General features: G+C 56.4%; 15 protein-coding genes. 6 read left to right on the top strand and 9 right to left on the bottom strand.

Annotation, left to right across the window (positions count from 1 at the left end; all coding sequences use genetic code 11):
* Positions 1-74: 74 nt before the first annotated feature.
* Complete coding sequence (locus CGZ80_RS07095; protein WP_094412787.1) at positions 75-1,661, bottom strand: alkaline phosphatase D family protein; 1,587 nt, start codon at positions 1,659-1,661, stop codon at positions 75-77.
* A gap of 301 nt (positions 1,662-1,962) precedes the next feature.
* On the opposite strand from CGZ80_RS07095, the gene CGZ80_RS07090 reads away from it, so the two are divergent.
* Positions 1,963-3,891: a DUF1592 domain-containing protein gene (locus CGZ80_RS07090; protein WP_094412785.1), complete on the top strand. Its 1,929-nt coding sequence runs from the start codon at positions 1,963-1,965 to the stop codon at positions 3,889-3,891.
* A 116-nt stretch (positions 3,892-4,007) separates the two neighbouring features.
* Complete coding sequence (locus CGZ80_RS07085) at positions 4,008-5,444, top strand: DUF1552 domain-containing protein (RefSeq protein ID WP_094412783.1); 1,437 nt, start codon at positions 4,008-4,010, stop codon at positions 5,442-5,444.
* 11 nt (positions 5,445-5,455) lie between these two features.
* On the opposite strand, the gene CGZ80_RS07080 is transcribed toward CGZ80_RS07085, so the two are convergent.
* The gene (locus CGZ80_RS07080) at positions 5,456-6,439 is read right to left on the bottom strand and encodes a sialate O-acetylesterase (protein ID WP_198953646.1); all 984 of its coding nucleotides are present in this window, start codon (positions 6,437-6,439) and stop codon (positions 5,456-5,458) included.
* 139 nt (positions 6,440-6,578) lie between these two features.
* A complete protein-coding gene (locus tag CGZ80_RS07075; protein WP_094412781.1) occupies positions 6,579-8,450 on the bottom strand; it encodes a hypothetical protein in 1,872 nt (623 codons plus the stop codon).
* Between the two features lie 543 nt (positions 8,451-8,993).
* Here CGZ80_RS07075 and wecB point away from each other — a divergent pair.
* Positions 8,994-10,136 carry a non-hydrolyzing UDP-N-acetylglucosamine 2-epimerase gene (gene wecB / locus CGZ80_RS07070; protein WP_315851411.1) on the top strand — a complete coding sequence of 381 codons (1,143 nt, stop codon included), beginning with the start codon at positions 8,994-8,996 and terminating at the stop codon, positions 10,134-10,136.
* A gap of 30 nt (positions 10,137-10,166) precedes the next feature.
* On the opposite strand, the gene lysA is transcribed toward wecB, so the two are convergent.
* The 5 genes from lysA to CGZ80_RS07045 form a co-directional block, all read right to left on the bottom strand.
* Entirely contained in the window at positions 10,167-11,441 is a 1,275-nt protein-coding gene (gene lysA, locus CGZ80_RS07065; protein WP_094412779.1) for a diaminopimelate decarboxylase, read from the bottom strand.
* A gap of 171 nt (positions 11,442-11,612) precedes the next feature.
* Positions 11,613-12,146, bottom strand: a complete 534-nt coding sequence (gene mog, locus CGZ80_RS07060) for a molybdopterin adenylyltransferase (RefSeq protein ID WP_094412777.1) — start codon at positions 12,144-12,146, stop codon at positions 11,613-11,615.
* A 19-nt stretch (positions 12,147-12,165) separates the two neighbouring features.
* Complete coding sequence (locus CGZ80_RS07055) at positions 12,166-13,302, bottom strand: M24 family metallopeptidase (RefSeq protein ID WP_233148280.1); 1,137 nt, start codon at positions 13,300-13,302, stop codon at positions 12,166-12,168.
* A 63-nt stretch (positions 13,303-13,365) separates the two neighbouring features.
* On the bottom strand, positions 13,366-14,274 hold the full coding sequence (gene rsmA, locus CGZ80_RS07050) for a 16S rRNA (adenine(1518)-N(6)/adenine(1519)-N(6))-dimethyltransferase RsmA (protein WP_233148279.1): 909 nt from the start codon (positions 14,272-14,274) through the stop codon (positions 13,366-13,368).
* Positions 14,275-14,306: 32 nt separating this feature from the next.
* Positions 14,307-14,915, bottom strand: a complete 609-nt coding sequence (locus tag CGZ80_RS07045; RefSeq protein ID WP_094412773.1) for a riboflavin synthase — start codon at positions 14,913-14,915, stop codon at positions 14,307-14,309.
* A gap of 157 nt (positions 14,916-15,072) precedes the next feature.
* Between CGZ80_RS07045 and eno the strand changes: the two genes are divergently transcribed.
* Positions 15,073-16,356 (top strand): phosphopyruvate hydratase, encoded by a 1,284-nt coding sequence (gene eno / locus CGZ80_RS07040; RefSeq protein ID WP_094412771.1) that lies wholly within the window; start codon positions 15,073-15,075, stop codon positions 16,354-16,356.
* A gap of 90 nt (positions 16,357-16,446) precedes the next feature.
* On the opposite strand, the gene CGZ80_RS07035 is transcribed toward eno, so the two are convergent.
* Entirely contained in the window at positions 16,447-17,190 is a 744-nt protein-coding gene (locus CGZ80_RS07035; protein ID WP_094412769.1) for an SMC-Scp complex subunit ScpB, read from the bottom strand.
* A 605-nt stretch (positions 17,191-17,795) separates the two neighbouring features.
* On the opposite strand from CGZ80_RS07035, the gene CGZ80_RS07025 reads away from it, so the two are divergent.
* Positions 17,796-19,295 (top strand): nucleoside permease, encoded by a 1,500-nt coding sequence (locus CGZ80_RS07025; protein ID WP_094412767.1) that lies wholly within the window; start codon positions 17,796-17,798, stop codon positions 19,293-19,295.
* A gap of 301 nt (positions 19,296-19,596) precedes the next feature.
* A complete protein-coding gene (carB, locus tag CGZ80_RS07020) occupies positions 19,597-22,842 on the top strand; it encodes a carbamoyl-phosphate synthase large subunit (RefSeq protein ID WP_094412903.1) in 3,246 nt (1,081 codons plus the stop codon).
* The last annotated feature ends 4 nt before the right edge of the window (positions 22,843-22,846 follow it).

Raw genomic sequence — 22,846 nt, 5'->3', positions numbered from 1 at the left:
GCGTTCTCTACCGCTGCTTTTTGCGAAGCAACAGACGACATCGGGACAGTGCAATTTTGAAGATCAAAAGGCCGCTAGGCATTGTGGACTTTCGCTGCTCCCGATTCAACGACGAACGATGCTCGCTCGAACGTCTTGCCACCGGGTTTCGTGACTTCGTCAACTGTCATGTAGTCTGATTTCCATTGCTTCGGAGTCACTTCACAGCGGATGTAGCCACGTTCCGCGTTGTGGTATTTGACGCAGGGATTATTCGCCAGAACCGCGTCCAATCGCTTGGGCTTGAGCGTTCCGTTACCGCCACTTGTTAGTGAGGTGGCGACAAATTCGGTTGCCACGGTTGCCTCTCCTTCATTGCGGTCATCAACACGCAACTCATTGACCCAGTTGGTGTGGATGTCACCGGTCAAGACCACTGGGTTGGCGATCTTGCGATCACGCATGAATTCGACCATTTGCTTCCGCTCATACAAATAGCCAGGCCACTGATCCATCGAGAACTGTGGGTTCTCGTTATCGCCACTGCGATTGACGGTCCCCATCATTACCTGCTGTGCGAGCACGTTCCAGTTGGCTTGGGACTGAATCATTTGGCTGCTCAACCATCCGCGTTGTTCGCGGCCGAGCATCGATTGTTTCTTGTCCCATGCAGCTTCATTGAGCGGCGATTTTTTGTCGTTGTTGGGTTGGTCACTGCGATACTGTCGCGTATCCAAAACCATAAAGTTCGCGAGCTGACCGAACTGTGCCGAACGGTACAACCGCATGTCACTGCCGGTTGGCATTTGGGCAATGCGAAGCGGCATCATTTCGTAGTATGCTTGATACGCGTTGGCACGACGAACCATAAAGTCGACCGGGTCGACGTCTTTCTGTTCAGAAATCTCACCAGCACAGTTGTTGTCGAACTCGTGGTCGTCCCAGGTCAAAATCCATGGGCACTGTGCGTGCATGTTCTGCAAAAGCGGATCAGATCGATACTGGGCATAGCGACTGCGATAATCGTCCAAGGTCATGATTTCTTGACCGTGGTGCGTACGAACTTTGCCATTCCTTCCCGCGGCGTACTCGTAGATATAGTCACCGAGGTGGAAAACTAAGTCCAACTCGTCCTTGGCCATCTGCTCATAGGCGGTGTAAAGGCCTTGTTCGTAGTTCTGACAAGATGTGACGCCAAATCGAACTTTCTCAGGCTGGCTATCGGGATGTGGCATCGTGCGTGCACGTCCAATCGTGCTTTCCGCGTCGCCGCAGCGGAAGCGATACCAGTACCAACGGTCCGGTTTTAGATTCGTCAACTCGACATGGACCGAGTGCCCCAGTGCTGGCCTTGCGACATGAGTCCCGCTGGCCACCACAGACTTCATTTGCTCGTCCGTAGCGACTTCCCAGTGGACTTCGACGTTTTGAATCGGCATTCCGCCGCTCGGTTCCAACGGTTCTGGAGCCAAACGGGTCCAAAGCACAAATCCGCGGTGGTCGGGATCGCCCGATGCGACTCCCAACGTAAACGGATTGACGTTTAGGTTGACGGCAAGGTCCGCGTTGACGTGCTGCGACGTCAGGACCATGGACGAAAATAAGCCTGAAAACGCAACAAAGCCACGGCGGCTCAATTGGCTACGTTCGAGCTGGCGAAGTTGACGGGGTGATCGCTTCATAGAAGTTCAACTATTGCGGGCGCAAGGGTGGGATGTTTTGAAACGGGCATCGACTCGCATTCGCCTGTGCCACGATTTCGGGGATCACATTGTCGGCGATGCAACCGACTGGTGGGGCTGCGGCGATGCGAAAATTGATTGGATCTTGCGAAACTCACGTGCAATCGACATGTCCCGGGAGATCTCTGTCGCTCTTGTAGGTCCAGCGTTTACAATGAACAACCCATCCTCTGTCACGAGCGTGCGATTGCAGCGGGGGACCGCCACCACACGTACGCCGCCCGCCTTTTAATTTGCAACTATGTATCCGAAGCCCGCCAAGGGACCGCAGACCGCGTTGCGCACGCTCCGCATTGTGTTTGCATTCACTTTGCCACTCATCACTTCCGCGACGTTATTGGCCGAGTCTGAAGCCGAAATTACGGCTGTTAAGTTTGTGGGAACTTATTGTGTCGATTGTCATCAGGGTGAAGATGCTGAAGGTGGCCTACGACTCGATGGCTTTGAATCGTCATTGAACTTGGACACATCGCTTGAGGTTTGGAAAAAAGTTGTCGAGCGCACCGAGAACTTTTCAATGCCACCGCGAGAAGCGGACGTTCCTGAAGAAGTCGCCCGCTCGGCGTTCTTGGATTCCGTCCGGGCGAGCATCCTGAAAGCCATCTGCGAAGATGGTGCACAACCCGGGCCACCGCAGCTTCGCCGACTGAACCGTACCGAATACGCCAATACGGTACGCGACCTGTTGGGTATCCATGTCAACGCGGGACACGCACTGCCATCGGACGGTGCGGGCGGCGAAGGTTTTGACAACGCTTCCGAGACATTGTTTATCTCGCCAATCTACGCCGAAAAATACATCGATGCGGCGCGCGAGGCCCTCAGCCATGCGTTCAATGATCCCGGATCGCGACGACGGATCGTTGTTTCGGAACCGAATGCTGAACGTTCGCCAAAAGATGCTGCTCGTGCGGTGCTCGAAAAGTTCTTACCCCGTGCGTTCCGCCGTGGCGTCGAAGAAGTGGAAGTCAATGAGTACGTCTCGGTATTTGAAATGGCTTTCGAAACCGATGAATCGTATGACGCGGCCATTCAGGTCACGCTGCAAGCGGCGATGGTTTCGCCGAAGTTTCTGATGTTGTACGAGACGCCAAATTTGACAGGCGAACAAGCACCGGTTGGCCAATACGAGATGGCTTCGCGACTGTCATATTTTCTTTGGGCATCGATGCCGGACGACGAACTTCTAAAGCTAGCTCGTGAAGAACGTCTGCAAGACCCTGATGTCTTGAAGACACAAGTCGAACGCATGCTGGAAAGCCGATTGAGCGATGATGGACTTCGCCGCAATGCCAAGGTTCGCGAGTTCGCCGAAAGCTTTATGGAACAGTGGCTTGGTACTCGAGCACTGGGCCGAGAGTTTATCCCTGACCCCAAAGTTGCACGTCGATACAACTCAGAACTCGAAGGCGGAATGAAGTACGAGCCGGTGTTTTTCTTTGAAGACATACTTGCCGAAAACCTATCGCTGTTGAACTTCATCGATTCTGATTTCACTTACTTGAATCGAGCCTTGGCGTCGCACTATCGAATCAAAGGCGACTTTCGTGAGCAACCTCGGCGTACCGACCTGGAACCCGATCACCACCGTGGAGGTCTGCTGGGAATGGGAGCGGTGTTGGCCGTTTCCTCCCATCCGTATCGAACGAGTCCGGTTCTTCGCGGCAAATGGATCCTGGAAACGATACTCGGGACACCACCGCCTCCCCCACCTCCGGACGTCCCCGCTCTCGAGGAAAATGATTCGTCAAATGTACCGAGCAGTCTTCGTGAACAATTAGAGTTGCACCGCGATAACGCGACCTGTGCGAGTTGTCACGACATGATCGACCCACTCGGCTTTGGACTCGAAAACTATGACCTACTTGGCGGTTGGCGAGATGAGGCAGGCGGTCAGCCGATCGATACGCGCGGCGAACTGCCGGGCGGTCAGACCTTCGACGGTCACGAAGAACTGAAAGCACTACTCATGGAACGCAAGGATAAATTCGTCCGTCATTTCGTTTCGAAAGTACTCGGGTACGCGCTGTCACGGGGACTAACCGAAGAAGACAACTGCGTGGTTGAGGAAATCACGCAAAATCTGGCACAGGACGATTACCGATCCCAGACATTGATCAAGGAAATCGTTTTAAGCGTCCCGTTTCGCTACAAACGCGGCAGTGAATAGTCCGCCAAGCTGCGAATTATTCGCCGATTGGCACTTCATTGCCTACAATACAGATCCCGCCGGTGAGCCAGCTAGGTCTCGCCCATCATCCCACCGATTGCACGGAAAGTTCGGCTATGAAACGTTCTGCAAAACAATCATCTCAACGCGAAAGTTCGGTCTATCTGAACGGCGATGCGAAACTTCGCGGACCACTTTCGCGACGAACGCTACTTCGTGGAACCGGAATGGCATTAGCACTGCCTTGGTTAGAAGCGATGATGAGCGAATCAAGAGGCGATGAGGCGTCGGTCGAAACCGACGCACAAGGCCAGCGTCCGTCGGACACGCCAATCCGAATGGCAGCGATGTTTGTTCCCAACGGGGTACGTGCTGACCAATGGACTCCTAAGGGCGAAGGCAAAGACTTTGAACTTTCGCCGACCCTGCAGCCCCTCTCGTCCTACAAAGACAAACTGTTGGTCTTGTCCAACCTTTGGAACCAGGCCAGCAACGTCGGCGACGGCCACTACGTCAAGTGCTCAGGCTACCTAACTTGCACCACGATCAACAAATCGCTTGGAATCGACTTGAACTGCAACGGTCGCTCGGTCGACCAAATCGCAGCTGACTTCGGTGAACAGCACACGCCGCTACGATCACTGGAACTGGGGATCGATCCGGTCACGACGGGTGTCGACACCAATGTCGGCTACACACGTGTTTACGGATCGCATATCGCTTGGAACGGCCCCACCAGCCCGCTTGCCAAAGAACTCAATCCACAATCTGTTTTCGACCGTCTGCTGCGTGCGACAAAGCCTTCAGCACAATCGGCGTGGCGTGATCAGTTGTTGCTTGACCGGGCATTGGGAGATGTGAAGCAGCTCAATCGAATGCTCGGTGCGTCCGATCGTCATCGCATGGATGAGTACATGCAGTCTCTGCGTTCGATCGAAAAGCGAATTGAAAAACAGTCCGCGAGCCAATCCGCAAACTGGCAACCACTGGTTTCGGTTAATCCTGAAAAACGCCCCGGTGAGGCGTCCCGCGACAACCATCAAGAGCACGTCCGCTTGATGATGGACATGATCGCGTTAGCGTTTCAAACCGATACGACCCGGGTCTGCACGTTTATGTTCGGTAATGCGGTCAGCGGGCGTAATTTCTCGTTCCTCGATGGCGTGTCCGGTGGCCACCACGACATCTCGCACCACCAAGGAAACGAAGAAAAGCTGGCCCAGTACCAGCTGATCAATCAATGGCACATCGAACAATACGGGTACTTGCTGAACAAACTTGAATCCATGCAAGAACGCGATGGCACCGTTCTGGATCACTCGATGATCATGTATGGATCAGGGCTTCGCGACGGTAATAGCCACAGTCCACATAACTTGCCAATCGTTGTCGCCGGTAAAGCGGGCGGCCGACTCAACAGTGGCCAGCACCTCAGTTTTGGTAACGACACGCCGCTTGCTAATTTGTATGCGTCGATGTTATCGGCGCTGGGCACCGGCATCGACAAGTTCGCCGATAGCACCGGTGTTCTGCCGGGTGTATTGGCGTCTTGAAGTAGCAACGACTACTGAGTGATATAAGTTCGCTGGGGGCCGTGATCCTGCAATCGCAGAAACGCCGCAGCGAACTCTTTGCCCAAGTCGACATAGCCAGCCGAATCGTAATGCCACGGATCCGAGTACTCGTACTGGTCGGTGGACGTCACCAATTCCGCGCAAGCGTCCGCGTCAACAAACTGCTGTTGTTGTTGCCGGAGTTGATCTCCATGCGTCCAAACACGCCCCGAAGGGTGATTGCCGCTATCCGAGATGCGTCCAATTACAACCGGCAAGTCGTCAGTACGGAGCGCCGCTCGTAGCAAGTCCATCAAGCGTTTGAGGTTCTTCGCGTATTCCTCGGCGGTCTCCTGATCGACTGTCGCGTCGCTTTCGCCTTGCATCCAAGCGATTCCGGCCGGAATCAATTCGTCGACTTCGCCGTCGTTGTCGATATCGCGATCTGCGAACGCTCGTCGAATCGTCGCTAAGCAGTGATCGTATTGATTGATCGAACGCTCCAGCCCTTCGGACGCTTCAAAATCTGGGTCCCAACATCCGAATCGCCCCGCGCCGGCGATGGCGATTGAGGAGCCATTTCTCGCGTATTTCACCACCGCGATATTTCGGTTGGGGTTTGCCGCCTTTAAGGCGTGAAGCATTGAAACTTCTAATCCGAAGCAGTCGGAATAGCGGATCGTGCCGTTTCGCAACTGAAACCCTGTTCCGTGACCTGGTTGAAACGTTGACCAAAATCCGTCGCCGGTAGCAGGTGTTTGGTCGGCGGCCGCTGGACTGTGATAGATGTAAACACCTGGCAATCGTCCGCTCAGTTGGTCGGGAAGTTCGTTGACTTTCCCAAACCCTTCCATGTTCGATTGGCCGCCCAAGAAATACAGATCGAACTGTTCGGCGGGGCATGCATTCAGAAAAGGCTCTGCGGTAATCAGAGCGGTCACAGCAGCAAGTTTACCGATGGCTTGGGGCAACCAAGCGAGACGCTTCATCAACATGTTGAATCCGGAACAACGTCACAGGAAGCCGTAATTGCGGCCGTTCCAATGAACCGCCGCTTGTTAATCATTCTAGCACCTGCGCAAGGCCAAAGGCGATAGCGATGTCGCCTCCGGCCGGATTGAAGCGTTGTGGTGTCTAGCGGCGTTTTCCGCGGCCTTTCCCTTTCGCAGGGCCTGCCTTTTTGTGATTCTCGACGTTGTTGTCGACGAGCAGCGAAACGACTTCGTTCCAGGTGGGCACGATCGCTCGGCGTCGGGGAGACCCGTTCGTATCAGCGTCGTCCTCTTCGCTGCTGCTGACTCGGCGGCGTCCGCGTGTACGATCGGCTTCTTCGCTTACCGACTCGCTGCGTACTTCCGTCTCACCCTCAGTGCGACCGGCACGACCACGTCCACGGCGTCCACGACGTCGGCGCCCACGGCGGATCGCGTCGACTTCTTCGTCGTCCTCGTGGTCGTCATCAAAGGTCGGCTGACGAGAGACGATTTCATCGGCCTCGTCATCATCGTCGCCTTCGTCCTCGAACGAATCCTGTGCGTCATCCGCCCCACGGCGTTTGCGTCCACCGCGACGGCGGCGTCCACGACGTCGGCGACGGCGGCTACCGGATTCTTCGTCTTCGTCTTCGTCGTCGGACTCATCGGATTCCGCGTCGACTTCGAGAACTTCAACTTCTTCTTCGTCATCAACCGCTTCGACTTCACGATCTTCAAAGTCGCGGCCTCGACGATTGCGACCGCGTCGACGGCGACGACCAGAACGCGAAGGAGATTCTTCGCTGACTTCTTCGAATGGTTGTTCGTCTTGTTCGAGCTCTTCGATCGCCGCATCGAAAGATTCGGCATCGCCATCGTTTTCTGCCATACGCTGACGTTGGCCGCGGCGTCCACGGCGAGGCCGGCGTTCGTCGCGATCGCGTTCTGGCTGTCGGTCGCGGCCACCCGATCGAGCTGACGAGTTTGCTTCCAGAGCTTCGCTTTCGTCTTCCTGTTCGTCGGACTCCGGTTCTGCTTTGGACTCAGCACGATCGTTGAATTTGCGGTCGTCGCCACCGCGTCCTCGGCCACGTTCACGGCGTCCACGTCGCGGACGCTCCTGAACCTCAACCGTCGCCTCGACGTCTGCATCTGACGTAGCAGCTGCTTCGTCGTCTCCATCCTCGTCCGGCAGATCCCGGAACGATTTAAACGACAGTGGGTCGATCTCTTCGCCCTGGTCAAATGAGGGCAAGGCCGGTTCCGCGCTCGTTTGCGGTGCGCTGTCGCTAACTTCGCTCGCCTTTGTTTCTGATTCTGGCGACTGAGGTTCCACGTCGAGTTCTTCAGGATCTGGACCAAGATCCAGGCCCAATCCATCGCCAAATCCACCCGACGCACGTGCTGGCTTCGCCGGTGCGACGCTCGAAGCCTGCCGGCTTTCGACCTTCAGTGGTTCGCGGTGAGGCGGCGGGGCGGTTGTGGATTCGATTCCCAGTTGACCGGCGAGGTCGGACCAAGCGGTGTTTTCCTCTTCTTGCGTCTCGACAGGGGGCTGCTCGAACAGTTCGTCTGATGCAGTGGTCGCAGTTTCTTTCTCGAGCAATTCTGGGACCAGGGGCTGTTCGATGACAGCGGGCCCACCCGACGTCAACTCATCCATTCCGGGGTCACGCTGAGACACGCCAAATCCAGGCAACTGCGTCATCACCGTTTGCGACGTCAAGGCCTGCAGAACGTCTTCAGCCGACATGTCGTCAGCTTCCTGACCGTTTTCCTGATTGAGCGAATCGTCGGTCGGACTCAGATCGGAATCCAAATCCACGGCGGCTTCGGCAACGGGCGGCATCTCACGAGTCACCGAACCGCTGTCATCGCCAGCGTTTTCCAAGTCAGCTTGGGCGTCTTGATCAGCCTGGGGTTGCGAATCGCTTTGATTTTGCGGCTGAGACTTTGCTGACTGATCCTCCCGAGGCTGCGGTGGTTGAGGGGTGCCGAGTAATTTAGCGAGGAGATTCCAATTGTCTGACATTCAATCGATTCTGCGTAATCGAGCCGCAATCGCGTCGTCGGCGGCGGCTCAGGGTTTATCTGGTATCGCAACGAGATCGGCCAGCAGCGGGCGGGCAACCGATTCTCATCAATCGTTTTGTTCGGTCCGGAAGCAAATCGAGGGAAATTTGGGAGGCGTCAGCGGGCACTGGCAATTTGAAAAGCTACGCTTGCGGGCCAATGGGAGTCTGCTGACGGGATTTCATCTTCCTCGTGCGGCGTGAGCATGGAAAAGTCGTCATACGCACACGTTCGCGTCCGTCCGAGCGGTCAATCTCTGTTCCGATAGGGCTGTGTTTCGTTCTACGACGGCCATCATTAATTCAGGGACGGCTTCAGTCGGACTATATGTATAGCCGCGCCGAATCCAATTCCCAAGGGGATTTGCAAACAATCCAAAGGCCTACGGACCGTTCTGGGCTGTTTTTCAGCTAACTTGCTGTCCAGCAACCGTCCGCTGCCCTCGGTAATCGGCAGACTTTACCTGATCCTCCACCTCGAGCCCGCAAACGCCCTCAATCTCGTGACCGCTTCCCTGATTCAGCGTCATAATGGTGACCACCTGCGCCCCCTGATCGTTTTTGGAACCCGCCCCGAGGCGATCAAGCTGTCCCCTCTGGTCCTCGAGCTACAAAAGCATTCCCACGCGGTGTCACCGACCGTGTGCAGCACCGGACAGCATCGCGAAATGCTCGATCAGGTCCTCGGCTACTTTGAAATCACTCCCGACATTGATCTTGGCCTGATGCGGCCCGGGCAGACCCTGACCGGCCTAACCGCACGCTGCCTCGAAGCGGTCGACCAAGTCATTCAGGAACAAAAACCGGACTGCTTGGTGGTCCAGGGTGACACCACAACCGTGATGGCGTCCGCAATGGCAGCGTTTTATCACCGCTTGCCAATTGTGCACGTCGAAGCTGGACTGCGCACCGGTGACCTCGATGCCCCTTGGCCCGAAGAATTCAATCGCCGCGTCGCTGGATTAGTCACCACGCTGCACTGCGCCCCCACCGCACGAAGCCAACAAGCACTCCTCGACGAAGGCGTCGCGACAGATTCAGTCCGCATCACAGGAAACACCGTCATCGACGCGTTGATGTTGGCTGTCAAACGTGAACGTGCCGACGACGACAAGTGGCGCACCCAATACCCAATGGCAGCCGCTGACAGTGTGGTCTTGGTCACCGGCCATCGCCGTGAAAACTTTGGCGACGGACTGCAACAAATCTGTGATGCCCTGCTTGATCTGTCACGCTCGTTTCCAGAGACCGAGTTCATTTACCCGGTCCACTTGAATCCCAACGTCCAAGGACCGGTTCGCAAATGTCTCTCCGGCAGCACGAACATTCACTTGGTCCCACCAGCTGACTATCCAGGGTTTGTCTGGCTGATGGACCGCGCCACGGTCGTGCTAACAGACTCTGGCGGCGTGCAAGAAGAAGCCCCGTCGCTTGGCAGCGGTGTCCTTGTCACGCGTGAGAAAACCGAACGACCTGAAGCCGTCGAAGCCGGATTGGCTGAATTGGTCGGAACCAATCGTGACCTGATCGTCGAGCGTGTTTCGGAGCTCTTGCGGCGAGGCAAACTCGCCGACACCGCATCCATCGCGAATCCTTATGGCGACGGCAACGCGAGCGCTCGCATTGCCGAATGGATGATGTCCTAAACTCGCAGCGTTTGCGTGGTTCGCACGCCGTTACTGAGGGATGATCTCGGACCGTGTCAGGTCTTCGAACGTCTCACGCTTGCGAATCAACTTGGCCTCGCCGTCTTCGATCAGCACTTCAGCGGCTCGCAGTTTGCTGTTGTAGTTGCTGGCCATCACGAAGCCGTACGCACCGGCATTTTCCAGGATCACGTAATCCCCGACACGACACATCGGAAGATTTCGTTGATCGACGAAACCGCCCTCGCGTTGAGTAAAGATGTCACCCGATTCACAAAGCGGTCCGCCGATCACTGCGTCAACGGTTTCACGATCGGAAACCGAGTTGCCATCGGCACCGCAAACGGAAATGGGGTGATAGGCACCGTACATCACTGGCCGAGCCAAGTCGTTGAAGCCGGCGTCGAGCAGGAAGAACAGATTGTCACCGACCTTCTTTACACTGCGGACTTCAGCGATCAGCGATCCGGCTTCGGCGGATAGGTAGCGACCGGGTTCGATTTCCAACGAAATCGCGTGTCCGAAAGATTCGGCAAGTTGGTTGCGAGCCGTGTCCCAGAGCTCGAAGTACTTGTTCAAGTCGACGTAGGTTTCCGATGCGTTGTATGGCACCGGCAATCCGCCACCGGCACTGATGGTTTTCACCGTGCGGCCAACTTCCATTGCGGTGCGCCGCATCGCATCACAGACTTCGCTGAGGTGTTCCAGATCAGTGCCCGAACCGATGTGCATGTGCAAGCCGGTAATCGTGACGCCGAACTGATCTGCCAAACGCAGACACTCGTCGATTTGCGAGTGCCAGATCCCGTGCTTGGACTGCTCGCCACCCGTATTGGTTTTTTGGCTGTGCCCATGACCAAAACCTGGATTGATCCGCAAGGTCACCTCCGCACCGGGGCGACGTTCGCCAAGCTGCGCGATCATGTCAGGCGATCCACAGTTGACGTGGATGTTGTGCTCAAGCACCAGTTCCAACGCTGCGCTGTCAAAGATGTCAGCGGTGTAAACGATACCGTGGTTTTCGGCCGAGTACCCGGCGGCAAGGGCACGATAGATCTCACCCGCACTGACGGCGTCAACCACCACGTTTTTGCGACGCATACGATCCAAAATCGCAAGGTTGCTGCAAGCTTTCTGCGCGTATCGCACCACGTCAAACTTGGCCAGATCGGCAATGCGCTGCTCAATGACCGCCAGATCATAGACATACAACGGCGTACCGAATTTTTTTGCCAGCTCACTAACGGACTGACCCGCGATTTGGTGACGGCTGGTCGAAAAACTTGGTGTCGCGAGTGTGGTCATGGAATCAGCTGTTCGTGGAGGTTTCCTGGCAAGACAACCCACTATGAAAACCGGTTCGCGCCGTTTTGTCTAGGGAGCACACCCGCGCCAAGTCAGTCGCGTGTCGCTCTGCGTTTGGGTTCAATCCCAGGTCGTCGATAGGTGGCCTCAAACCGGCCCACAACGGAGACGCTACTTTGCCTTGGGCCGAAACGCTTGGATCCGATCCGGGTTGGTTTCAAGGCGCGGGCCTTCCATCAGATCGATGCAGTAGGGAATCGCAGGAAAGACCGCGTCCAGACATTCCCCGATCGCTTTCGGTTTGCCGGGTAAGTTCACGACCAAGCTGGTCCCCAACAATCCGGCCGTTTGACGCGACAGAATCGCGGTGGGAACTTTTTCGAGCGACACCTTCCGCATCAATTCACCAAAGCCTGGCATCATGCGATCGCAAACCGCTTCGGTCGCTTCCGGCGTGACGTCGCGAGGTGAAGGCCCGGTCCCACCGGTGGTGACCACCAAGCAGCAGCCTTCTTTGAGACAGAGTTCGCGAAGCGTCGCCTCGATCGTTTGACGTTCATCGGCAATGATGCGGTCGACCGTTTCAAATGGACTGGTCAAAACTTCGGCGAGGTATTCGCGAATCGCCGGTCCACCAAGGTCTTCGTACTCGCCACGGCTCGCACGATCACTGACCGTGACGACGCCTATCTTTGCGGTCGACATACCACTTCTCTCCACCCGCTTACTTCCAGTCAAGTCCTTCGTGCAGCCGGTTCAGGTTTTCGGCCTGATCATCTCTCACGACCAACATGTCTTCAATCCGCACTCCGCCATCGACTCGACCGTACAGGCCAGGCTCGATCGTGAAGACCTCGCGTTCCAGCAATGTGCCGCCACCAAAATCCAACAAGATCGGCTCGTGAACTTCCAAACCAATCCCGTGACCGGTGCCATGCTGGATCGACGGCTCGTCGGTGATCGTTCCGCGTGACGATTTGTAGCCCGCTTCGGTCAACGCTTGCTCGGTCGCTTTGTGAACCGCGTCACCGCTGCTGCCGGTGATCAACTGAGCGGTTGCGGCTGCTTTTGCGGCAACGACGGCAGCGTGCATTTTCTTGACCGTGTCAGTCGGTTCACCGTTTACGACGGTACGGGTGCAGTCGCCGCAGTAGCGTGTCTTTTGATTGGTCGGGAACAAGTCCACCACGATCGGCACACCGGTACTTAAAGGGCCTTCGCCGGCGTGGTGGCAATCGGCAACATGCGGTGCGGTCGCGATAATCGCCCCGTGACTCATCGAATAACCGCGGTTCATAAATTCGGTGGCTGCCATCGCGCGAACGCTGTCGCTGGTCAGGATCTCGCCCCCATGCGTCAGCAAGCCATCGCTGTTGACCGCCGCATTGGCAATCATTTCGCACATGACGCGCATCACCGCTTCGGTCTCCGCTTGTGCCTCGGCAAGCCAACCGATTTCTTGTTCCGACTTTTGACGGCGATCCACCACACCGAGATCGCTGTCGTAACCAACATCAATTCCGGCTTGGCTCAGGTACCAAGCAAAGATAAACGGGAACGTGCGATCGACCGTAACCATTTCGTAGCCCTGTTTGACACAGAACTGTGCGAGCGCCTGCGCGGTTGCGGTTTCGCGGTCAGCGTCCAAACCTTCGGGCGGCGCAAGGTCGGCTGGGCAGTAAACCTTTTCCGCAGAGCAGTTTTTGCGAACTCGGTCCATTTCCAAATCGCGGACGATCGCAAATTGTCCGGTGTCGGTTTCAACCCAGGCAGCCGGATCTCCTAGCCCCACACGGACGCGTCGGAACAGGGTTGCGTTTTTCTCGGCGATACCGGCGAACAGTTTGACGTTTTGGCTCACAGCGAATGGATCAAAGGTGTAGCGAAGAAGGTGACGTGACGTTATCCGTTTTGGACGTCAGGTTTAGTTTTGCGATTCGGCAATCCGCAAACTTTCGATCAGCGTATTGATCTGTTCGACGGTCAATTGCTCAGCCCGTGAATCTTCGTTATGGCCGAGTTGTTGCAGCACTTCGTCGACTTGCTCCTTTTCCATTCGCCCTTTCATCGCGCTGATCACGTTGCTGCGCAGAAACTTGCGGCGGTGGAAAAACAACGCTCGCAACGTTTCGTGGAAGTACTTCAAATCCGGAATCGCGTCGCGTCGTGCTGGGTCCAAGTCGATCCGCAAAACGGCTGAGTCGACTTTGGGGCGGGGCCAGAACACTTTTGGACCGAGAACACGAACGATCTCGGCGCTACAGAGTGACTGGATCCAGATGCTCAGGGCGCTGTAGTCCTTCGTCGACGGTTTAGCGACGATCCGTTCGGCGAGTTCTTTTTGGATGGTCACGACCATCGCATCGGGCGCTGGCGTTTGGTGCAGCAAGTTGGAAATGATCGGTGTCGCCACGTTGTAGGGCAGGTTCGCGACCAGCAAAAAGCGTGCTTCCTCGCCAACACGCTGCATCGCGTCGCGAATCGATTCCATGATGTCATCGCGCAGCGAGTTTTTGTTGCGCAGCGCGTCGCCTTGGATCAGCTTGACGTTGGGGCGATGGGCGAGTTCTTCGCTGGCGAGCTGGTGCAGGTTTTTGTCGATTTCGACGGTTAAAACCGCAGCGGCTTTGTCGGCCAGTTGGCTGGTCAACGATCCCACACCGGTGCCGACTTCCAGGACGACGTCGTTGGGACGCAGTTCGGCGGAGTCGGCGATCAGCCCGACGAGGTTCAAGTCGATCAGAAAGTTCTGTCCGTACTTTGAAACCGGACGCAATCCGGCTTCGCTCAGTCGACGGGACAGGTAGCTGGCGGTCTGACGTGGCTGATTCAAAACGGTGGGTGCCTAGTGAAAGGGCCGATGGTTTACTGTTGCGATTCGACGGTCAGCAGCCCCAGTGAGCGCTGGACGTATTTGGCCAGGATGTCTGTTTCCAAGTTCACTTTGTCGCCGACACGACGCTGGCCGAGTGTCGTGACGCTCAAGGTGTGCGGAATCAACGCGACACTGAAACTGTCTTCGTCAGCGTCGACAACGGTTAAACTGATCCCGTCGATCGCAATGCTTCCCTTGGCGGCGATTTGGGAAGCGTAGCGTTTTGGCAGGCGAAAACGAAGGGTTGCCCAAGGCGGATCCTCGGTTCTTTCGATCAATTCGCCCAAAGTATCCACATGACCGCTGACGTAGTGGCCACCCATCCGTGCCCCCACTTCCAGTGAGCGTTCCAGGTTAACTTTACCTCCGGCACTCAATTCGCCCAGGTTAGTGCGCGAGAGGGTTTCCTCGCCGGCTTCGAAATCGAGCTTCGTTCCGTCGATGGCGATGACCGTCAAACAGCATCCGTTAATGCAAATACTGTCGCCCATCGCGACGTCCGAAGCGATCAAATCGGACTCGACGCGGAGCCGTTTGCCGGGTGGATCGTCGATCAGGTCGACGACCGTGCCCATCGTTTCTACAAGACCAGTGAACATTGTTGAGGAACCAAGGGTGTAAATTGTCGCAAAAGCGCTCGGCGGGTAGTCACTTGAGCTCGCATTGGACAGAATGCCGCCCGAACCGACAAGCGATGGCTTTAGGCATTCCCCCCTTAACACACCCCCAACCGAACAATTTGCAAGAGGAATTCCGATGTCCCTGATCCAAGCGATCCACGCACGCCAGATTCTCGACAGCCGCGGAAACCCCACCATTGAATGCGAGGTCCTGTTGGAGGACGGTGCTCACGGTCGTGCGGCAGTTCCCAGCGGCGCCAGCACCGGTGCTCACGAAGCATGGGAACTTCGCGATGGCGATAAGTCTGTCTTCCTCGGAAAAGGCGTCCTGACAGCAGTCAACAACGTCAACGAAAAGATCGCCAGCGAACTGCAAGGCATGGACGCACTCGATCAAGCCGAGATCGACGCGACCATGATCAACCTGGACGGCACCGACAACAAGAGCAACCTGGGCGCCAACGCGATCCTGGGCGTTTCGCTCGCAACCGCACACGCCGCGGCCGCTTCGACCGGCCAGCCGTTGTACCGTTACCTCGGTGGCGTCGGCGCTCGTTTATTGCCAGCCCCCATGATGAACATCATCAACGGTGGCGAACACGCCGACAACTCGGTCGACATCCAAGAATTCATGGTTATGCCACTCGGATTCGAACGATTCAGCGACGCACTGCGTTGCGGTACCGAGATCTTCCACAACCTGAAAAAGGTTCTCAGCAGCAAAGGTTACAACACCGCTGTTGGTGACGAAGGCGGTTTCGCTCCTGACTTGAAGAGCAACCAAGAAGCTCTCGACGTCATCATGCAAGCGATCGACCAAGCAGGCTACAAAGCCGGCGAACAAGTTTGGATCGCTCTCGATGCGGCTTCGACCGAGTTCTACGACCGCGACAAGCAAAAGTACTCGATCGACGGCAAAGAACTGTCGGGCGACGAAATGGTCGACTTCTTGGCTGGCTGGTGCGACAAGTACCCCATCTGCAGCATCGAAGACGGTTGCGACGAAGACGACTGGGACACCTGGAAGAAACTGACCGAGCGCGTTGGCGACAAAGTCCAACTCGTCGGCGACGACTTGTTCGTCACCAACGTTCAGCGTCTGCAAAAAGGCATCGACGAAGGAATCGCCAACAGCATTCTGATCAAAGTCAACCAAATCGGTTCGCTGACCGAAACCATCGACGCGATCCAATTGGCTGCTCGCCACGGTTACACCGCCGTGACCAGCCACCGCAGTGGTGAAACCGAAGACAGCACCATCGCTGACTTGGCAGTTGCACTTTGCACCGGACAAATCAAGACCGGATCGGCAAGCCGCAGCGATCGTATGGCCAAGTACAACCAACTGCTCCGCATCGAAGAAATGCTGGGCGACGCGGCACTTTACGGCGGACCACACTTCGCCGCGAAACTGAAGTAGTCTTCAGCTCGCGACTTCTGAATTAGCGAAAAGGGTCTTGGTATTCAGCCAAGGCCCTTTTCTTTTTCGTTCAAGACAAGCCGATTTGAATTACAGCCCCGACGTGCTGTCGTCGACCATCGGCAAATCCTCCAGCGTTTCCAGACCGAACAGCGTCAAGAAACGCTCGGTCGGATAGTAGTGCGGGACCTTTTTGCCGCCGCCATCCGGTTCAAGGCGTTTCATTTCCAGCAGCCGACGCCGAACCAACTGGTTCAAGAGCGAACCGCAGTCTTTTCCACGCTGATCCTGAACCGTTTGACTGGTGACACCTGGCTGATAAGCGACGAGTGCGAGGACCTCGATTGCCGCTTGGCTGAGTCTTGTTTCGCGGACTTTACCAAGAAAGGACTGGCGTACCGTTTCAACAGCCGGTGCGATCGTCAAACGATACGCGCCTTCGTTCTCGATGATGCGAAGTGCCTGACCGTGTTCTTTGTACGACGCGTTGAGCGAGTCGATCATTTCGACCACTTCTTCTTCGGTCACGTCGCGCATCAAGGACGCGAGACGGCGAGCGGTAAAGGCGTCATTCTCTGGGTGACCGACGAAGAGTGCGGCTTCGATGATGCCTTCGGGGTGGACGGTATCGTCCGTTTCCGGCGCGTCCGACTCGACGCCGTCATCATCCTCCGAGTCGGATTCCTCGGGTTCCGGTTCCGGCGGCGCGGCAAAGGTTTCTGGGTCGTGCTTCGCGGCCGCTCGCGCGTACGCGGTGCCCAGATCGTCTAGCGAGAAGCCGTCGACGCCGGCGTCAAATTCGTGATCGTCGTCTTCCCAACCGGAATCTTCCATGCGGTTACTCGGCAGCCTATTTCTGGTTTTTGACCCACTCAACAAATCGCCCGATCTGCTCGTGCGCGAGAAGTGATTCGAGAGTGTTGAAGTGACGCCCCAGTTCCTTTTCCCTGGGCACAAAGCGGTGAATGCAATTGTGGCATTCGTGACAAAGCGAAACGGTTTGCCTCATCCGCTCGCGAGTGTACCGTTTTTTGAACCACTTGTTGCGATGGCACGTGCGAGGAATCAAGTGGTGCTCGGTCGTCCCTCGCTTGGTCCGCCGACCGCAAAGCTCGCATGGTTTCGGTAACGGCGGTTCGACAGACACGGGTGATCCGTTGGCGGATGAAATGGTCCAGCGGCTTTTGAAAGCCGCGAAGGTGACGTTTGCGAAAACCCTGCGGCATCTTCACGTGCTTCAAGGCAGATGATTTCGCCGTTGTGATGACAAGTGCCGTCTGGTGGTACACCTTTTTGTGAACACAACGTTATCATAGGAGCCCGCCCAGATTCCCCTGTTGTCCACCGATGCGTACCGATTAGCGCCAATACCTCGGTGCCCTTTACCAAGTCCAATGGGCTGATCGGTTTCATTGCCACGCCAGATCTAGACGTCCAAGATGCCTACCACTGTTCGCTTAAAATTGATGATGTTCCTCCAGTTCTTTGCCTGGGGAGCCTGGTTTGCCAGCCTTTCGGCGGCAATGGATACAAAACTGCTGGGGGCGTTTATTGGTGGAGCATATGAAGCGGCGCCAATCGCTGCGATCTTTGCACCGCTGTTCCTCGGCTTGATCGCTGACCGCTTGTTCTCGTCCGAGCGTGTGATGGGCGTGCTGATGCTGGTCGGCGGCTGCATCATGTTGTCACTTCCCGGAATCGCCGAGAACGCATCGGTGTTCGCCAATGAAATGGCCGAATCGATGCGTGCAGCCGGAACCTATGACGCCGATGTGTTCACCGAACGCCAACAAGCCGAAAACACCGCCGGCAAAACGCTGGTTTGGATGATCTTGGCGTACCTGCTCTGCTACATGCCGACGCTGGGCTTGGGCAACACGGTTGCGTTCTCGAATATCCCCAGCCAAAACGAATTCCCAAAGATTCGCGTGTGGGGCACGATCGGTTGGATCGTCGCCGGTTTGACCGTGGGCGGATTCGGTTGGTCATCTTCGTACAATATTTTCTGGCTCGGGGCGGTCAGTTCGCTTGCCTTGGGCGCGCTGTGTTTCTTTTTGCCCAACACACCGCCTCCGTTGAAAGGCAAGCCGATGGACATGCGATCGCTGTTCATGGTTGACGCATTCGCGCTGTTGAAAGACTTCAACTTCTTGGTCTTCGCGGTCTGCTCGACGCTGATCTGCGTTCCGCTGGCGTATTACTACGGCATGACGGCGACCTACTTGAACCAAACCGGCTTCTCGGAACCGGCGGCAACGATGACCATCGGCCAGATGTCAGAAATCTTTTTCATGCTGCTGATCCCGTTCTTCTTCCGCCGCTTGGGCGTGAAAGTGATGATCTTGGTCGGGATGGCGTGCTGGGTTCTGCGATATGCCCTGTTCGCATTCGGTGCTCCCGATCAGGTCACTTGGATGCTTTTGTTGGCCGTTGCCCTGCACGGGATCTGCTACGACTTCTTTTTCGTTACCGGATTCATGTACACCGACCAAAAAGCACCGGCTGCGATTCGTGGCCAGGCACAAGGGTTGTTGGTGTTCCTGACTCAGGGTGTCGGAATGTTCTTCGGCTACCGAATCATGGCGGGCGGAAACCTGTTCGGATTCATTCCGTTGAACCTGACGTTCGGCAAATACGGGGAACAAGTCGCTTCGCCCAACTATGTCGAAGCACTCGGCCAGGCCCGTGGCGAAGGAGAAGCGGTATCGTTCCTCGAATCGTTCACGAAAATGTTCTCGCGCTCGCTGCCTGAATCCCTGGATCCAGAGTTGCTCGCCAGCACGATGGAGCAGTGGAAGAATTTCTGGCTCTCTCCAGCGATCATGGCCGCGATCATTTTCGTGATCTTTGCCGTGACCTTCTGGGATCGCACGAAAACAGAACCGACCGTCGCCGACGCGGCAGCCGCAGATGATCTGCCCGCCGATCCTGCGGTCTAATCACAAGCGATCAGGTCGCTTGAAAATTCGACCTCTGGCGTGAGAAATCGCCAGAGCGTCGTTCAGCCCCAAAAAACTTTTTTGTCTCTCGGGACAGATCAGCTTCGATTGAACTCGATGTCGCGATGCTCTCCGGCGTGCGACGACAGCGCCGTTTCGCCGTCCCCCTTGCGAGCGGACTTCGGGAAAACTGGGCCGCGAACGCAAAAATATCGGCGTCCGTGTCCTACGCAAGTCGGTGGTTGATCTGATATCCTTCCCGAAATTTGGATTCGATCGTACTGACCACCGGAAAATCGACGTGCCACGACGCGACGACATTAAAAAAATCTTGCTTATTGGAAGCGGCCCGATCGTCATCGGGCAAGCTTGTGAATTCGATTACTCGGGAACGCAGGCCTGTAAGGCACTTCGCGAAGAGGGTTACGAGGTCGTGCTGGTCAACAGCAACCCCGCAACCATCATGACGGACCCGGCGACCGCCGATTCGACCTACGTCGAGCCGCTGACGTGGCAAATGGTCGAAAAGGTCATCGAAAAGGAACGCCCCGACGCACTGTTGCCCACCCTTGGCGGCCAGACCGGCTTGAACGTCGCGATGGACTTGGACGCCAACGGGGTGTTGGAGAAATACGGCGTCGAAATGATCGCCGCCAACGCGAAAGTGATCGCGAAAGCCGAAGAACGCGACCAATTCAAAGTCGCGATGGAAAAAATCGGCCTGGACGTCTGCAAAGGCTTCACCGTCCACACGATCCAAGAAGCACGCGCCGCACTGGATGAAGTCGGCCTGCCAGCGATCGTCCGCCCCAGTTTCACCATGGGCGGCAGCGGCAGCGCAATCGCATACAACAAAGACGAGTTCGACTCGCTGGTCAAAAACGGTCTCGACCAGTCACCCGTCACCGAAGTCTTGATCGAAGAATCGATCATCGGGTGGAAAGAGTACGAAATGGAAGTGATGCGGGATGCCGACGACAACGTCGTCATCATCTGCGCGATCGAAAACTTCGACCCAATGGGTGTTCACACCGGGGACTCGATCACCGTCGCCCCCGCTCAAACCCTGACGGACAAAGAATACCAACGGATGCGTGACGCCTCGCTGGCCGTCATCCGTGAAATCGGTGTCGAAACCGGAGGCAGTAACATCCAGTTCGCGATCAACCCCGAAACGGGACGCATGATCGTGATCGAGATGAACCCCCGCGTCAGCCGCTCGAGTGCGTTGGCTAGTAAAGCGACTGGGTTCCCGATCGCCAAAATCGCCGCGAAGCTGGCCGTCGGCTATCGCTTGTGGGAATTGCCCAACGACATCACCCAGAAAACCAAAGCCTGCTTCGAACCGACGATCGACTACGTCGTGACCAAGGTTCCCCGCTTCGCGTTCGAGAAATTCCCCGAAGCCGACGCGACGCTGATGACGCAAATGAAAAGCGTCGGCGAAACGATGGCCATCGGACGTACCTTCCGCGAGTCGCTGCAAAAAGCCCTGCGTGGTTTGGAAGTCGGCGCATTCGGCCTGGGCAGCGACGGCAAAGACCTTTGGGGAAGCGACGAACAACCTGACCGCGATGCCATCATCGCGAAACTTGGCACGCCGAACGCCGAGCGAATTTTCTACTTGCGATACGCACTCAAGAGCGGCATGTCGCTGAAGGAAATCCATTCGATCACGCACATCGACATGTGGTTCCTCGACCACCTCTCGCAAATCATCGAACAAGAGAACGCGATTCGCGCGGTCGGATCACTGGAAAAGATCGAATACGACCAAATGTGGCGTGCGAAACGCGACGGGTTCTCCGATCGCCAACTCGGCACCATGCTCGGATCGACCGAATTGAAGGTCCGCGAAAAACGACTGGAACTCGGCATCCGCCCGGTCTTCAAGAGTGTCGACACCTGTGCGGCCGAGTTCGAAGCGTACACGCCGTATTACTACAGCACCTATGAACAAGAAGACGAACTGCCAACGAAAAGCGATCGCAAACGCGTCGTCATCCTTGGCGGTGGCCCGAACCGAATCGGTCAAGGCATCGAGTTCGATTACTGCTGCTGCCACGCCAGTTTCGCACTGCGTGAAATCGGTTACGAATCGATCATGGTCAACAGTAACCCCGAAACGGTCAGTACCGACTACGACACGTCGGACATCCTGTTCTTTGAACCGTTGACCATCGAAGACGTCCTGAACATCTGCGACGCGACCAAACCAGACGGCGTGATCGTTCAGTTCGGTGGCCAAACGCCATTGAACCTTGCACGCGGCCTGCAAGAAGCCGGCGTACCGATCATCGGAACCAGCGTCGACACCATCGAAGCTGCCGAAGACCGCGAACGTTTCCAAGCATTGATCGACAAGCTTGGTCTGCGTCAACCGCCAAGTGGCATCGCCCGCAACATGGACGAAGCACGCCGCGAAGTCGAACGTATCGGCTACCCAGCGCTTGTCCGACCAAGTTTCGTTCTTGGCGGTCGCGCGATGGAAATCTGCTACGACAAATCGCAATTCGAGCGTTACGTCGCCGAAGCGTTTATCGTTGCCGATGGCCAACCTGTCTTGATCGACCACTTCCTTGAAGAAGCCACCGAAGTCGATGTCGACGCGGTCAGCGACGGAAAAGACGTCGTCGTGATGGGCATCATGGAACACATCGAAGAAGCCGGCGTTCACAGCGGTGACTCCGCCTGTGCCATGCCGCCGTTCTCGATCGCTGACGAAGTGCTCGACGAACTTCGCAAAGCCGCCGATAAACTGGCGCGTGCTTTGAACGTGGTCGGATTGATGAACATTCAATTCGCGATCAAAACCGAAGACGGCAAACCGGTTGTCTACGTTTTGGAAGTCAACCCACGTGCCAGCCGCACCGTGCCATTCGTCGCCAAAGCAACCGGTTGCCCTGTCGCCAGCGTCGCGACCAAAGTCATGACCGGAATGTCGCTGGCCGAGATCGGCGTGACCAAGGAACCTGTGCCAAAGCACGTTTCGATCAAAGAAAGCGTGTTCCCGTTCCGGAAGTTTGCTGGCGTCGACATCGTGCTCGGCCCAGAAATGAAGAGCACCGGCGAAGTCATGGGCATCAGCGACAAGTTCTCGCTGGCGTTCGCCAAAAGCCAAATCGCTGCTGGCGTCACGCTTCCGACCGAAGGCAAAATCTTTGTCAGCCTCAGCGGCCGCCACAAAGAATCCGCCGGCTCACTGGGACGCGACCTGATCAGCCTTGGCTTCGAAGTTCTCGCCACGTCGGGTACGGCGGTCAAACTGGAAGAAGAAGGTGTCCCGGTCACGCGAGTGAAAAAGCTCGCCGAAGGTCACCCCAACCTGATCGACTATCTGAAGAACGAAGACGTCGCCTTGATCATGAACACGCCTAGCGGAAAAGGCGCTCGCACCGACGAGGGCAAAATTCGCGCGGCGGCTGTTCAACACGGCGTCCCCTGTATCACCACGGTTGCTGCTGCCGAGGCAGCTGTACGTGCGATGCAAGCCCTTCGCGACGATGTGTTGAGCGTCCAATCGCTGCAACATCGCTATCAGGAGTAACCTG

The sequence above is a fragment of the Rhodopirellula sp. MGV genome, from assembly GCF_002251265.1.
Taxonomy (GTDB): domain Bacteria; phylum Planctomycetota; class Planctomycetia; order Pirellulales; family Pirellulaceae; genus Stieleria; species Stieleria baltica_A.
Note: the sequence above shows the minus strand (reverse complement) of the source record. Positions and strands in the feature narration are given on the sequence as shown.

Coding starts and splice junctions, on each gene's coding strand:
- lysA (WP_094412779.1), bottom strand. CDS start 11,441: ATGACCACACTCGCGACACCAAGTTTTTCGACCAGCCGTCACCAAATC.
- CGZ80_RS07095 (WP_094412787.1), bottom strand. CDS start 1,661: ATGAAGCGATCACCCCGTCAACTTCGCCAGCTCGAACGTAGCCAATTG.
- CGZ80_RS07075 (WP_094412781.1), bottom strand. CDS start 8,450: ATGTCAGACAATTGGAATCTCCTCGCTAAATTACTCGGCACCCCTCAA.
- CGZ80_RS07090 (WP_094412785.1), top strand. CDS start 1,963: ATGTATCCGAAGCCCGCCAAGGGACCGCAGACCGCGTTGCGCACGCTC.
- CGZ80_RS07045 (WP_094412773.1), bottom strand. CDS start 14,915: ATGTTCACTGGTCTTGTAGAAACGATGGGCACGGTCGTCGACCTGATC.
- CGZ80_RS07080 (WP_198953646.1), bottom strand. CDS start 6,439: ATGTTGATGAAGCGTCTCGCTTGGTTGCCCCAAGCCATCGGTAAACTT.
- mog (WP_094412777.1), bottom strand. CDS start 12,146: ATGTCGACCGCAAAGATAGGCGTCGTCACGGTCAGTGATCGTGCGAGC.
- eno (WP_094412771.1), top strand. CDS start 15,073: ATGTCCCTGATCCAAGCGATCCACGCACGCCAGATTCTCGACAGCCGC.
- CGZ80_RS07035 (WP_094412769.1), bottom strand. CDS start 17,190: ATGGAAGATTCCGGTTGGGAAGACGACGATCACGAATTTGACGCCGGC.
- CGZ80_RS07025 (WP_094412767.1), top strand. CDS start 17,796: ATGCCTACCACTGTTCGCTTAAAATTGATGATGTTCCTCCAGTTCTTT.
- CGZ80_RS07085 (WP_094412783.1), top strand. CDS start 4,008: ATGAAACGTTCTGCAAAACAATCATCTCAACGCGAAAGTTCGGTCTAT.